This is a genomic window from Serratia sp. GW822-FHT06D09, from assembly GCF_058799515.1.
This window is the reverse complement of record NZ_JBXALO010000002.1, coordinates 447,359-460,720: the sequence shown is the minus strand read 5'-3', so window position 1 is coordinate 460,720 and position 13,362 is coordinate 447,359. Positions and strand designations below refer to the sequence as shown.

Below are 13,362 nucleotides of genomic sequence, written 5' to 3'. Positions count from 1 at the left end.
ATGCGCGTTTTGCTGCCGTTCCTGGCGCTGTACCGTCGTCACAGCCTGCTGATTTGTCTGGGCATTCTGCTGGCCATCATCACGCTGCTGGCCAGTATCGGCCTGCTGGCTCTGTCCGGTTGGTTCCTCGCCGCCTCCGCCCTGGCCGGGCTGGCGGGCCTGTTTACCTTCAACTACATGCTGCCGGCGGCCGGCGTGCGTGGTGCCGCCATTTTCCGCACCGCCGGGCGCTATGCCGAACGGGTCGTCAGCCACGACGCCACCTTCCGTGTGCTGTCTCATCTACGGGTCTTCACCTTTAAAAAGATCCTGCCGCTGTCGCCGGGAGGCATTGCCCGCTTCCGACAGGCCGATTTGCTGAATCGACTGGTGGCGGATGTCGATACGCTGGATCATCTGTATCTGCGGGTAATTTCACCGCTGGTCAGCGCCGCCGTGGTGATTGTCGTGGTGACTTACGGCCTGAGCTGGCTGGACGTTTCACTGGCCCTGACGCTGGGCGGCATCCTGCTGTTGCTGTTGCTGCTGGTGCCGCCGGTATTTTACGGTGCCGGCAAGCCGATTGGCGGCCAGTTGACCGCCCTGCGCGGCCAGTACCGTACCGATCTGACTGCCTGGCTGCAGGGTCAGGCTGAGCTGGTGGTATTCGGTGCCGTGGATCAGTTCCGCGCGGCTCTGGATGCCACTGAAAAACAGTGGCAGCGCCGTCAGTGGCAGCAAGCTTCGTTGGGCGGCATGGCACAGGCTTTGATGATCCTGGCCAGCGGCCTGACCGTGACGTTGATGTTGTGGCTCACCGCTGCCGGTATCGGTGGCGACAGCCAACCCGGCGCGCTGATTGCGTTGTTCGTGTTTGCCGCCCTGGCTTCGTTTGAAGCCTTGATGCCGGTAGCCGGCGCCTTCCAGCACCTGGGACAGGTGATAGCTTCCGCCACGCGGGTGAAGCAGGTCATCGATCGACAACCGGAAGTGACCTTCCCTGCCGATGGTCCAACTGCCGAAAACGGTGCCATGCTAAGTCTGCAACAGGTTACCTTTACCTATCCCGGCCAGCCGCAGCCGGTGTTGCAGGACGTCACGCTGGAGATTACCGCCGGTGAACATATTGCATTGCTCGGCCGCACCGGGTGCGGTAAATCGACCCTGCTGCAGTTGCTCACCCGCGCCTGGAACGCCGACAGCGGGCAGATGCTGCTCAACGGCCATCCCTTGGCCGCTTACGATGAAACCACGCTGCGTCAGATGACCACCGTCGTCAGTCAGCGAGTACACATCTTTAGCGATACGCTGCGCGAAAACTTGCGCATCGCCGCCCCAACGGCGACCGACGAACAGTTGCGCGAAGTGTTGCAGCAGGTCGGGTTGGACAAGCTGCTGGAAAACGAGGGGCTCAACGCCTGGCTGGGAGACGGTGGCCGACAGCTTTCCGGCGGCGAGCAGCGCCGTCTGGGCATTGCTCGCGCATTGCTGCATCAGGCGCCGCTGTTGTTGCTCGATGAGCCGACCGAAGGTCTGGATGCCGAAACCGAACAGCAGATCCTGGCGCTGCTGCGCCGACATTGCCAGGGAAAAACGCTGATCCTGGTGACCCACCGCCTGTATGGATTGGAACACCTTGACCGAATTTGCGTGATGGACGGTGGGCGCATCGTTGAGCAAGGCGATCACCTCAGCCTGATGCGTCAGCAGGGGCGTTATGCCCAGTTCCGTCAACGTATCAGCGGTATACCGCTGTAAAAGGGCCTGTAGAGGACGCTGAGACCTTATATGCGCATTGTTAAGCTGTCATCGCAGTCGCTGGTGTTCCCCTCTCCTGAGGGCGCACTGCGCGATCCTAACGGTTTGCTGGCTATCGGCGGTGATTTGACAGCGCCTCGTCTATTGGCTGCCTATGAGCGCGGCATTTTTCCCTGGTTTTCCCCCGGGGAGGCCATTTTGTGGTGGTCGCCCGACCCACGGGCGGTGCTGTTTCCTGCCGAACGCCATATCAGCCGCAGTCTGAAACGCTTTTTGCGCAGCAACCCCTTCCGCGTCACGCTAAATCACGACTTTGCGGCGGTGATCGCCGCCTGTGCCGATCGGCCGGAGGAAGGCACCTGGATAGGCCCGGAGGTGCAGCGCGCTTATCTGCACCTGCACCGCCTCGGTTTCGCCCATTCGATAGAGGTGTGGCAGGATGACAAGCTGGTGGGGGGCATGTACGGCGTGGCCCAGGGCGCCCTGTTCTGCGGCGAATCCATGTTTAGCCGTACCCCCAACGCGTCCAAATGCGCTTTGATTGCTTTTTGCCGTCATTTTGCCGCTTATGGCGGAGAATTGATTGACTGTCAGGTGCTTAACGCTCACACTGCCACGCTGGGAGCGAAAGAGATCCCCCGAAGACAATTTTTGCAGCAGCTCAGCCAACTTCAGCGCAAGCCATTAGCGCCAGAGTGTTGGGCACCGCAAGTGTTACCCCCACAGCAGGTTGAACCACCCTCCCCAACAAACTAATTTTGCGGAAACGGTGCAATGTTCGCCGACACTTCTTTACATAATGTGGGTTTTTCGGCATTATCTTGCCGGTTAAAAACTAAGGTAGTTAGACCTAGAGGATTCGATGGCCAAAGAAGACAATATTGAAATGCAGGGCACCGTTCTTGATACGCTGCCGAACACCATGTTCCGCGTTGAATTGGAAAACGGGCACGTGGTAACCGCACATATCTCCGGTAAAATGCGTAAGAACTACATCCGCATCCTGACGGGCGACAAAGTCACTGTAGAGCTGACCCCGTACGACCTGAGCAAAGGCCGCATTGTCTTCCGTAGCCGTTAATCGGCTCACTCGTCGCCAGCCGATGGCGGCACCGAGGATGTAATGCCTCCGGAGCCCTTTCCGTTTACCCCCGTAGCAACGTTCAACATCGAGTTGCGAGAGCGCAGGTAAACTGAGAGGGCTCAATCATTTCTGTTGTGGTGAAATTCACCCATAAAAAAAGCGATGCCGAAGCATCGCTTTTTCTTTATCTGACCCGGCCTTAGTGCACCGCACCTTCATCCGCTTTACGCATCGACGCGCTGAGGAAGTGGTAAGTCAGTTTCTGATTGTCCTTGTCCAGCTCGACTTTCACCGAGCCGCCGTCCACCAGTGAACCAAACAGCAATTCGTTGGCCAGCGGTTTCTTCAGGTTTTCCTGCATCACACGCGCCATCGGACGAGCGCCCATTGCACGGTCATAGCCTTTCACCGACAGCCAGTCACGCGCTTCATCGCTCACTTCCAACGACACGCCCTTCGCATCCAGCTGCGCCTGCAGTTCGACGATAAACTTATCGACAACCTGCTGGATCACCTCGGTCGACAGATGGTTGAACCAAAGAATGTTGTCCAGACGGTTACGGAATTCCGGCGTGAACACTTTCTTGATCTCTTCCATCGCATCGGTGCTGTTGTCCTGCTGCACCAGACCAATCGATTTACGTTCGGTTTCACGTACCCCGGCGTTAGTAGTCATCACCAGGATCACGTTGCGGAAGTCCGCTTTGCGGCCGTTGTTATCGGTCAGGGTACCGTTGTCCATAACCTGCAACAACAGGTTGAACACGTCCGGATGCGCCTTCTCGATTTCATCCAGCAGCACCACCGAGTGCGGATGCTTGAGCACCGCGTCGGTCAGCAGACCGCCCTGATCGTAACCGACGTAGCCCGGAGGCGCGCCAATCAGACGGCTGACGGTATGACGTTCCATATACTCGGACATATCAAAACGCAGCAGCTGAATATCCATCGCCTTCGCCAGTTGCACCGTCACCTCGGTTTTCCCGACGCCGGTTGGCCCGGCAAACAGGAAGGAACCGACCGGCTTGCGATCGTGCCCCAAACCAGCACGGCTCATCTTGATCGCTTCAGTCAGCGCTTCAATCGCCTGATCCTGCCCGAATACCAGCATTTTCAGACGATCGCCCAGACTTCTCAGTACGTCGCGATCGCTCGCCGACACGGTTTTCTCCGGGATACGCGCAATACGCGCCACCACAGATTCGATGTCGGCCACGTTGACGGTTTTCTTGCGTTTGCTTACCGGCATTAACCGGCTGCGGGCGCCCGCCTCGTCAATAACGTCGATAGCCTTGTCCGGCAAATGACGGTCGTTGATGTATTTCACCGACAGCTCGACCGCCGCACGCACCGCTTTGGCGGTATAACGCACGTCGTGGTGCGCTTCGTACTTGGTCTTCAGGCCGTTGATGATCTGAATGGTCTCTTCCGGCGTCGGCTCGGTAATGTCGATTTTCTGGAAGCGACGAGCCAGCGCACGGTCTTTTTCAAAAATGTTGCTGAATTCCTGGTAAGTAGTGGAGCCGATAACCCGGATCTTGCCGCTGGAGAGCAGCGGTTTTATCAGGTTGGCGGCGTCTACCTGCCCACCGGAAGCTGCACCGGCGCCGATGATGGTGTGGATCTCATCGATAAACAGAATGCTGTTCTTATCCTGTTCCAACTGTTTCAGCAGCGCTTTAAAACGTTTTTCGAAGTCGCCACGGTATTTGGTACCGGCCAGCAATGAACCGATATCCAATGAATACAGCGTGCAGTCCGCCATCACTTCCGGAACGTCGCCCTGCACAATGCGCCAGGCCAGGCCTTCGGCAATCGCCGTTTTACCGACGCCGGATTCCCCCACCAGCAGCGGGTTGTTTTTGCGACGACGGCACAGTACCTGAATAGCACGCTCCAGTTCAGGGTCACGGCCAATCAAAGGATCGATGCCGCCTACCCGTGCCAACTGGTTGAGGTTGGTGGTGAAGTTTTCCATACGGTCTTCCCCTCCGGACTGCTCTTCATTCACCGGGTTTTCCGCATTCGGCGCTTGGCCCGGCTCGTCTTTACGTGTGCCATGTGAAATGAAGTTCACTACGTCGAGACGGCTGACGTCGTGTTTGCGCAGCAGGTAAGCCGCCTGCGACTCCTGCTCGCTGAAAATCGCTACCAGTACGTTGGCGCCGCTGACTTCGCTGCGGCCGGAAGATTGCACATGGAATACCGCACGCTGCAGTACGCGCTGGAAGCTGAGCGTCGGCTGAGTGTCGCGCTCTTCTTCGCTGGCGGGCAGCGTCGGCGTGGTTTGTTCAATAAAGGCTTCCAGCTCCTGGCGTAACGCGGCCAGATCCACCGTACATGCCTCTAGCGCTTCTCGCGCGGCAGGGTTGCTGAGTAACGCCAGCAACAGGTGCTCCACGGTCATAAACTCGTGTCTGTGCTCACGCGCTCTGGCGAAAGCCATGTTGAGACTGAGTTCCAGTTCTTGATTGAGCATAAGCACCTCCCCAATAGTTGCCTAAATCTAGGCTTTTTCTAGCGTACAAAGCAACGGATGCTCGTTCTCCCTCGCATAACGGTTCACATGGACGACCTTGGTTTCCGCCACCTCGGCGGTAAAGACACCGCAGATCGCCTTGCCTTGATAGTGGACCGTGAGCATCAGTTGCGTTGCGCGTTCAATATCATAAGAAAAGAACTTTTGCAGAACGTCAATCACAAATTCCATCGGTGTGTAATCGTCGTTGTTAAGTATAACTTTATACATAGACGGCGGTTTTACCGCATCGATTTGTTTTTCCTCGGCCAAATGTTCGAAATTTAGCCAACCGTTGTTATTGCCCATCGCTGCTCATCTTCTCTGCTCTGTCCTTTAATATGGGGACAGGTTCCGGTTATTCAAAGTGGGGTATCATTACTATTTTATCATCTTCGCCATCATCCCGCCGCACTGGAACGTGCGCAAAAATCTCTGACGAATTGTTACCAAACAATGTCAAGATCGTTACCTGCTTCAAACTTTGATGAACTGCTCCCTGCCGACAAAAGCCGATCCCTTGACGTGATGATCATTTGCTCTAGAGTGTAAATTCGTGAGCTGGTGGTGTTTTAACCACTTTCAGGCTCATCTGCTACCTGCTTCTGGCGGGTGCGAATTCAGTTATTCATCTCACCTAAAAATAGCGTTGCGAGGGATGTAAAAGCATGGAGACGGGTACTGTTAAATGGTTCAACAACGCCAAAGGGTTTGGGTTTATCTGTCCTGAAGGCGGCGGCGAAGACATATTCGCCCATTATTCTACGATTAAGATGGATGGGTACCGGACACTCAAAGCCGGCCAGCAGGTCAGTTTTGATGTGCACCAAGGGCCAAAAGGGAACCATGCGAGTCTTATTGTGCCACTGGAAAGCGAGGCCCTGGCCTAACGCGCATCCACAGAGTCAGTTTGAAACACCCCGCTAAAAAATGCCAGCCGCCGTGTGACTGGCATTTTTTATTCGCTGATTATTCGCGTGCCAGCGCGTCAATCGGGTTAAGCCGCGCCGCGCTGCGGGCCGGAAGATAACCGAACACCACGCCGATAGCGGTGGAACAGACAAACGCACTCAACAGGGCCGCCGGAGGGAAGCTGATTTGCCAACCTGGCAACACCAACTGCACCAACAGGCCGATGGCAAAGGACAGCGTAATTCCCAAAGCACCGCCGACCAGACACACCAGCACCGCTTCAATCAAAAACTGCTGTAGTACGTCGCCGGAGCGTGCCCCCACCGCCATGCGGATGCCTATCTCACGCGTGCGCTCCGTCACCGATACCAACATGATGTTCATCACGCCGATACCGCCGACCACCAGTGATATCACCGCCACCAGCGTCAAAAACAGCTGCAGCGTACGCGTGGTTTTTTCTGCGGTCTGCACCAGGCTGTCCATATTATAGGTGAAGACGTCTTTCTTGCCGTGGAGCAGCGTCAGCAAGCGCGTCAGCTGTTGCTCCGCCTCCTGGCTGTTGTAACCATCACGAATGCGCACGGTAATCGAATCAAAATAGGCGTTCCCCATCAGCCGATTGGCCATGGTGCTGTAGGGCACCCAGACGTTCAGCGTCTTGCTGCTGCCGAACATAGATTGCTTTTCCTTCGCTACCCCCACTACCGTCGCCGGCATATTGCCCACCAGGATCACCCGGCCTACCACCTCTTTCTGATTCGGGAACAGGCGGCGCTGGGTGTTGGCGTCGATCACCACCGTCTGCGACTGTGATTGCACCTGCAGTTGATCAATGCCGACGCCCTCAGTAAAGGTCATGCCGTACACGCGGAAAAACTGTTCGCTGACGCCGTTAACGTTGGCTGCAACATCAACGTTACCCAGCCGCAGCCGCATACTGCTGGCGATGCTGGGCGACAATGCGCTGACGTAAGGCTGCTCGCGCAACGCGGCAAGATCGTCGTACTTCAATGCCTGGCGGAAAGTCGGATCGTCGTCACCAAAGTCCTTGCCGGGATAGATATCTACCGTATTGGTGCCGATGGATTTGATATCTGCCAGCACCATCTGTTTGGCTGCATCGCCGATCACCAGGATCGAAACCACCGAGGCGATGCCGATAATAATACCGAGCATGGTCAGCGCAGTGCGCATCTTACTTGCCGCCATTGCCCGCCAGGCCATCACCAAGGCTTCGCGGAAACGTCCGATAGTTTGCTGCCAGGACGGCGCCGGCGTAACCATCTCCAGCGGTTTGGCGTTCGGGTTGCTCTGCCCATCAGGGCGTGAATCGGCAATGATTTCGCCGTCGCGGATTTCAATGATCCGCTCAGCCTGCTGGGCCACGGCCGGATCGTGGGTCACGATAATCACCGTATGCCCCTGCTCGCGCAGCTGCTTGAGGATGGTCATCACCTCTTCACCGGAATGGCTGTCGAGGGCACCTGTCGGTTCATCCGCCAGGATCACCTGACCGCCATTCATCAGCGCACGAGCGATACTGACCCGCTGCTGCTGACCGCCGGAAAGCTGGCTAGGTCGGTAACTGACGCGCTCGCTTAGCCCCAGGCGCTGTAACAGCGCCACCGCACGCTCACGTCGTGCCGCCTTGCCCAGCCCGGCATATACCGCAGGCACTTCGACGTTATGCGCCGCGCTCAAATGCGGCAACAAATGATATCGCTGGAAAATAAAGCCGAAATGTTCACGCCGCAGCCGAGCCAATGCGTCGCTATCGAGCGTCGCCACGTCCTGACCGGCCACCCGATACACGCCGGCGCTGGGCTTATCCAGGCAGCCGAGAATATTCATCAGCGTCGATTTACCGGAGCCGGAGGCGCCCATAATGGCCACCATTTCGCCGGCCTCGATGCTCAGGCTCACGTTCTTCAGCACCGCCACCGTCTGATCGCCCGACTGATAGCTACGGCTGATGCCGCTCAGTTCCAACAATGCGGCCATTAGAGAGGCTCCGCGCCGCCGCGGCTGACGATCACTTCGTCGCCGATATTCAGTCCGCTGAGGATTTGCACGTCAATATTATTACGCAGGCCTATCGCCACTTCGCGCTTTTCCTCCTTGCCCTGCTTGAGGATCGAAACCTGATAGCGGTTATCCGCAATTTGATCGCCCAGGGCCGCCAAAGGGATAATTTGCGCCTGATTGACTCCCGCCAGTTGAATATGCACCTGCGCCGTCATTTGCAAACGCAGTAACCCCTCGGGGTTCGGCACTTCAAAGCGCGCGTAGTAGAAGATAGCGTTATTGACCTTTTCCGGCGTTGGTTGGATATCTTTCAGCACGCCATCAAAGCGTCGATTAGGATCGCCCAGCACGGTAAACCAGGCTTTTTGCCCCGGCTTCAGGCTGATGACGTCCGCTTCCGACACCTGGGCTTTTACCAACATGGTGCTGAGATCTGCCAGCGTCAAAATGTTCGGCGCCTGTTGCGCCGCGATCACCGTCTGGCCTTGAAGCGTGGTGATTTGCACCACGTCGCCATCCATCGGCGCTTCAATGCGGGTAAAAGCCAGATTGATTTTTGCCGTGTCCAGGCTGGCCTGGTTTTTGGCGATTTGCGCATGAATGGTGCCTACCTGCGCCTTCTTCACTGCCAGTTGCGTGGCGGCCTGATCCAGATCCTGACGCGAGACTGCCTGCAGTTTGGCCAAAGCCTGATTGCGCTGCAGCGTAACCGCCGCCAGCTGTTGTTCCGCTTGCGCCTGCTGTAACTGGGCATGGAGCTCACGCAGCGTCGCTTCGCCCTCGCGGATGCTGTTTTTCGCCTGTTGCGGATCAATCACGCCGAGCAACTGGCCTTTCTTCACCCGGTCGCCAATTTCGACGTACAGGCTTTCCAACTGCCCGCTGACCTGCGCACCCACGTCCACCTTGCGAACCGCGTCGAGCTGACCGGTCGCCAGTACGTTTTGCTGCAGACTGCCCAGGGTGACCTTCACCGTTTTAAACTGGGTTGGCGTCGGGTGCCCAAAGTGCCAGACCGCCGGCACAGCGATAACCGCCGCTACGATCAGCGCGATTATCCAGCGTCGTTTGTGTCCTTTAAACCACGTCAAAATAGGTTCCTGCCTGTTGCAATTCATACTGCCAATAGCGGCAGCGGGGCTAAATTATCACGCACGATGCGGAATAACTAAACCTTAGCTCAACACAATGTGGAGACACGCTTGGTTACAGTTGGGCATTGACCTCTCGTTTAGTGAAGCCTTGATGAAATAGCACCATTCAATACAGTCAAGGATTTCATCATGTCACAGCTCAGCTACCCACTCGTATCTGCACGTCCGCTTAACAGCTGGCAACTGATGACGGCGCTGATCAATGGCGAAAAGACGCCGAGTAAAGCCTGGAAAAAAACGTCATTCCGCTTGAAGTTTATCGGCCGTTCGTTATTTTGCTGGCGCACCACCAGCGGCCTGCTCAGCACGCTGGCGTCCAATCCCCTGCTGGATGAGATCCTGAACGCGCAACCCAATCTGCCGTGCAAACTGCATCGTCCGTATCTGGCAGCCAACATGAGTAAAATCGAGTGCTTATTTGCCCTGCGCGACCACTACGATCTCAGCACCCAACGCATGCCAATGAAAATGCTGCTCGGTCATCTGAAAAAGCCTTTTGTGCTCGCCAGCGCCGAAGGCAAGAGTGGCGCCGCGGTGTCACTCGAACTGGCGGCCATCGACAACCTGAACAAGGAAGGCGAAGCCACCCTGCTGCTGCGTAACGCCAACGGTATTATGTTGGCGGAAATCACCTTTTCGCTGATGCACTATCAGCAGAAACCGACGCTGTTTATCGGCGGGTTACAGGGAGCTAATCATCAGGTACCGCATGCTGAAATCCAGCAGGCCACCAAGGAGTGTCACGGATTGTTCCCGAAACGCCTGGCACTGGAAGGGATTTGCGCTCTGGCCCACCATTTGGGCATTCAGCAAATCGTGGCGGTCGGCAACGCCACCCATATCTACCAGAACTGGCGTTATCACAGTAAAAAGAAAGACAAGCTGCATGCCGATTACGATCAGTTTTGGGTATCCATGGGCGGCCAGATGCTTGAAAGCGGCTATTTTTTATTGCCGAAGAGCATCACCCGCAAACCGATCGAAGAAGTGGCCAGCAAGAAACGCGCTGAATACCGCCGTCGCTATCAACTACTGGACGAGTTGGAACTGGGAATGGCAGAGCACTTTCGTGCCCAGCCCCGTTTTACTTCGGTCTAATCGGCGCGGCCACGCGCCAGCCAGGTCACACGCGAAAACATTTTCTTCAGCAGTGGCGGCACCGAGTCCGTGCCCCACTGGCCGGCTTGCATCGCTACTTCGATCGCCAAATCGGGTTTCGAGGAATGATGCACCGCCTTGAGGATCACCTTACGCACCGGCATCTGTGTATTCTTCGGCACCGAGGCCACCCGGTAGTAGACCGGGCTAAAGCCTTCGCGGAACATAAAATGCTCCATATCCGGTGCCGGTAACGCGGTCAGTCGGTCACGCTCGTTATCGTCGTGGTTATCCAACATGCTGCGTACGGTATTGGCGTACTTTTTCCCCGCTTCATCACCGTCCACCAAAGCATGCCATTCAATGCCCATGCGACGGGCGAACTTCAGCAAAGGTTTTAATCCGCATTGGGCGAACTCGATCACGCGTACGCCCTCTGCCTCAAAGTGATATCCGCACTGGCGCGCCAGTTCGCTCAACAGCCAGACCTCGGTCTCGCCTTCCACCAGCAACCAGCAGCGGGCAAACAGCGAAGATGGCCGATTAAAACGAATATGAAAAGCAATGCGGCGCCCATCCTCCGGGCTCAGCCCACGCGGTCCCAGGCGGTAAGTGGCGACGCGCCCGGACTCACGCACCAACCGACAAACATGCTCTACCGGCACCAGCGACACCAGTTCACTGGAGTTGGTGGTGGTGATCCGTTGCAACGGCAACTGGTTAAGCAGCCCCCAGGCCACCGACAGCATAATCGGATGCAGACGGGTTTCCGGGTCCTCCACCAGCAGCAGTGGCCGGGCGTGCGGATCCAGCTTGATGCTGCCCTTGGCCTGCAGCAGAGTAGAAAACATTCCCAGCAAGATAAGCCGCATGCTACGGCTGTTAGGTTCTGCCACCATACGGTTGATGCTGTCCAGGGAGCGCCATGCCTGCTGATCCTGATCTTGATCCAACCGTTGCCGACGCGGCCGGGAGACCTGCGAACCCTGCTCGGCAAAGTAATGCTCCAGCAGTTGCTGCATTGCTGCCAACCCCTGCCGCAGCTCGGCGTTAGTCAGCTTTTGCGGGTTGCGTACCAACTCTCGCGTCAACTGATCCAACTGCTGGGACAGGGCCTTATTGTCAGCCGGGTTTTCATCGTTCAACGTGCTGGGCCGCAGACGGCGGATGAAACGCGCATCGCGCAGGCGCAATACCGGATGGATGCGAATAATGGCATGTGCCAGTTGCTCAATATGATGCAACTGCATCGCGTTACCGTCGGCATCCAGGAAGCCTCGCCAGGTACAAACCGTGCCGTCATCGGCCAGTTCGCCTTCACAGCGGTAATAAATTCGGTTGAGGTTATCTTCGCCTTTGACCCACAGCGGCGAAAGGTGGCGGTAACGGGGGAGATGAGCATGGCCGATGTCTTTCTCACAGAAGGTAAAGACCACCTGTAAATGCCGTTCTTTGGCCTCTTCCTCGCCAGGAGGGAAATGAAAGTCATGCCCTTCAAAACGGTACAGCTTTTGCTCCGGCGCCAGCAGCAGGGTCAAGGCGTCCAACAAGCTGGATTTACCCCAGGCGTTTTCACCCAGCAGCAGCGTGTTGTCGTCCAACATCAGCGACAGCCGGTTAATGCCGCGAAAACCTGCAATCTCGATACGCTCTAAGAACATCTGTCGCCTCCCGTGCGCGCTGCCACCGTCCTTAATGGGGTGACCTTCTCTGAGCATGGTCAAAAAACCCCTTGCAGGTCAAGAGGACGACGTCAAATCTGCCGCTTTACTCCGGTCGCCGTTTTGGTTAGCGTGTGGTGCCTCGCCGGTCATCCTGGCGCCATCTGCCGAACAAAGGACGTAAGCTTCACCATGTATTCAGGACTGCTGATTATTCTCTTACCGCTGATTGCCGGTTACCTGGTTCCATTACGCAGCAGAACGTTACTGCAAACCATTAACCGTCTGCTGAGCTGGATGGTTTACGTGATCCTGTTTTTCATGGGTATCAGCCTGGCGTTTTTGGAGGATCTGAGCAGTAATCTGGTGCTAATTTTCCAGTATGCCTCGGTGTTCTTCCTGTGCATTCTCGCTGCCAGCCTGCTGATGCTGGCGCTGCTGGAACATAAAATGCCGTGGCGGAACAGCCATAAACAGGAAAAGCTGCCCTCGCGCCTGCATATGGCGCTGGAATCGCTCAAACTCTGCGGTGTGGTACTCGGCGGCTTCCTGCTCGGCCTGACCCAGTGGCAATGGTTGCAGTTTGCCAATAAAGGCAGCGAATACGCGTTAATTTTCCTGCTGTTGCTGGTCGGCATCCAATTGCGCAACAGCGGCATGACCCTGCGCCAAATCGTACTTAACCGACGCGGCATGATGGTGGCCGTGGTGGTGACGGTCAGTGCGCTGGCCGGCGGTGCGCTGGCAGCGCAACTGCTGGGGTTGCCGATCAAAGCCGGGCTGGCCATGGCCTCAGGTTTTGGCTGGTATTCGCTTTCCGGCATTCTGATCACCGATGCCTACGGTCCGGTATTGGGCAGCGCAGCCTTCTTTAACGATCTGGCACGCGAGCTGGTGGCAATTATGCTGATCCCAAGCCTGGTAAGACGCAGCCGTTCCTCTGCGTTGGGCCTGTGCGGTGCCACCTCCATGGACTTTACCCTGCCGGTATTGCAACGCAGCGGCGGGTTGGAAATGGTGCCACCGGCGATTGTGCATGGCTTCCTGCTAAGCCTGCTGGCACCGGTACTGATCGCCCTGTTCTCCTGACCTCTTTTCCGGGGGCACCGCCCCCGGAAAGCGTAATAATTCCCATCCGCACAGCGAAATTGCGCTAAATCAAACTTCCCT

The 13,362-nt window shown here is 56.7% G+C and carries 11 protein-coding genes; 6 read left to right on the top strand and 5 right to left on the bottom strand.

The window, feature by feature from the left end; all coding sequences use genetic code 11:
* The 3 genes from cydC to infA all read left to right on the top strand — a co-directional run bounded on the left by cydC (position 1) and on the right by infA (position 2,818).
* Entirely contained in the window at positions 1-1,737 is a 1,737-nt protein-coding gene (gene cydC / locus AC1RKG_RS05935; RefSeq protein WP_128864110.1) for a heme ABC transporter ATP-binding protein/permease CydC, read from the top strand.
* Between the two features lie 30 nt (positions 1,738-1,767).
* Positions 1,768-2,493 (top strand): leucyl/phenylalanyl-tRNA--protein transferase, encoded by a 726-nt coding sequence (gene aat / locus AC1RKG_RS05930; RefSeq protein WP_493182349.1) that lies wholly within the window; start codon positions 1,768-1,770, stop codon positions 2,491-2,493.
* Between the two features lie 106 nt (positions 2,494-2,599).
* Positions 2,600-2,818 (top strand): translation initiation factor IF-1, encoded by a 219-nt coding sequence (gene infA / locus AC1RKG_RS05925; protein WP_002211347.1) that lies wholly within the window; start codon positions 2,600-2,602, stop codon positions 2,816-2,818.
* A gap of 202 nt (positions 2,819-3,020) precedes the next feature.
* Here infA and clpA read toward each other — a convergent pair whose 3' ends face one another.
* Together clpA and clpS are read right to left on the bottom strand one after the other, a co-directional pair.
* A complete protein-coding gene (clpA, locus tag AC1RKG_RS05920) occupies positions 3,021-5,300 on the bottom strand; it encodes an ATP-dependent Clp protease ATP-binding subunit ClpA (RefSeq protein ID WP_020826106.1) in 2,280 nt (759 codons plus the stop codon).
* A 27-nt stretch (positions 5,301-5,327) separates the two neighbouring features.
* Positions 5,328-5,648, bottom strand: a complete 321-nt coding sequence (gene clpS, locus AC1RKG_RS05915) for an ATP-dependent Clp protease adapter ClpS (RefSeq protein WP_020826105.1) — start codon at positions 5,646-5,648, stop codon at positions 5,328-5,330.
* A 359-nt stretch (positions 5,649-6,007) separates the two neighbouring features.
* On the opposite strand from clpS, the gene cspD reads away from it, so the two are divergent.
* The gene (gene cspD, locus AC1RKG_RS05910) at positions 6,008-6,229 is read left to right on the top strand and encodes a cold shock-like protein CspD (RefSeq protein WP_004942590.1); all 222 of its coding nucleotides are present in this window, start codon (positions 6,008-6,010) and stop codon (positions 6,227-6,229) included.
* 79 nt (positions 6,230-6,308) lie between these two features.
* Here cspD and macB read toward each other — a convergent pair whose 3' ends face one another.
* Entirely contained in the window at positions 6,309-8,255 is a 1,947-nt protein-coding gene (gene macB / locus AC1RKG_RS05905) for a macrolide ABC transporter ATP-binding protein/permease MacB (RefSeq protein WP_046374009.1), read from the bottom strand.
* Positions 8,255-9,370 carry a macrolide transporter subunit MacA gene (gene macA, locus AC1RKG_RS05900; RefSeq protein WP_232807774.1) on the bottom strand — a complete coding sequence of 372 codons (1,116 nt, stop codon included), beginning with the start codon at positions 9,368-9,370 and terminating at the stop codon, positions 8,255-8,257. Before macA ends, macB begins: the two co-directional genes overlap by 1 nt.
* Positions 9,371-9,562: 192 nt before the next feature.
* On the opposite strand from macA, the gene AC1RKG_RS05895 reads away from it, so the two are divergent.
* Positions 9,563-10,531, top strand: coding sequence for a VirK/YbjX family protein (locus tag AC1RKG_RS05895; RefSeq protein ID WP_176983796.1), 969 nt, complete (start codon positions 9,563-9,565; stop codon positions 10,529-10,531).
* On the opposite strand, the gene AC1RKG_RS05890 is transcribed toward AC1RKG_RS05895, so the two are convergent.
* On the bottom strand, positions 10,528-12,192 hold the full coding sequence (locus tag AC1RKG_RS05890) for an ATP-dependent endonuclease (protein WP_020826101.1): 1,665 nt from the start codon (positions 12,190-12,192) through the stop codon (positions 10,528-10,530). The genes AC1RKG_RS05895 and AC1RKG_RS05890 overlap by 4 nt on opposite strands.
* Positions 12,193-12,384: 192 nt before the next feature.
* Between AC1RKG_RS05890 and AC1RKG_RS05885 the strand changes: the two genes are divergently transcribed.
* Entirely contained in the window at positions 12,385-13,281 is an 897-nt protein-coding gene (locus AC1RKG_RS05885; RefSeq protein ID WP_048761828.1) for a LysO family transporter, read from the top strand.
* Positions 13,282-13,362: the final 81 nt, after the last annotated feature.

Coding starts and splice junctions, on each gene's coding strand:
- cydC (WP_128864110.1), top strand. CDS start 1: ATGCGCGTTTTGCTGCCGTTCCTGGCGCTGTACCGTCGTCACAGCCTG.
- aat (WP_493182349.1), top strand. CDS start 1,768: ATGCGCATTGTTAAGCTGTCATCGCAGTCGCTGGTGTTCCCCTCTCCT.
- infA (WP_002211347.1), top strand. CDS start 2,600: ATGGCCAAAGAAGACAATATTGAAATGCAGGGCACCGTTCTTGATACG.
- clpA (WP_020826106.1), bottom strand. CDS start 5,300: ATGCTCAATCAAGAACTGGAACTCAGTCTCAACATGGCTTTCGCCAGA.
- clpS (WP_020826105.1), bottom strand. CDS start 5,648: ATGGGCAATAACAACGGTTGGCTAAATTTCGAACATTTGGCCGAGGAA.
- cspD (WP_004942590.1), top strand. CDS start 6,008: ATGGAGACGGGTACTGTTAAATGGTTCAACAACGCCAAAGGGTTTGGG.
- macB (WP_046374009.1), bottom strand. CDS start 8,255: ATGGCCGCATTGTTGGAACTGAGCGGCATCAGCCGTAGCTATCAGTCG.
- AC1RKG_RS05895 (WP_176983796.1), top strand. CDS start 9,563: ATGTCACAGCTCAGCTACCCACTCGTATCTGCACGTCCGCTTAACAGC.
- AC1RKG_RS05890 (WP_020826101.1), bottom strand. CDS start 12,192: ATGTTCTTAGAGCGTATCGAGATTGCAGGTTTTCGCGGCATTAACCGG.
- AC1RKG_RS05885 (WP_048761828.1), top strand. CDS start 12,385: ATGTATTCAGGACTGCTGATTATTCTCTTACCGCTGATTGCCGGTTAC.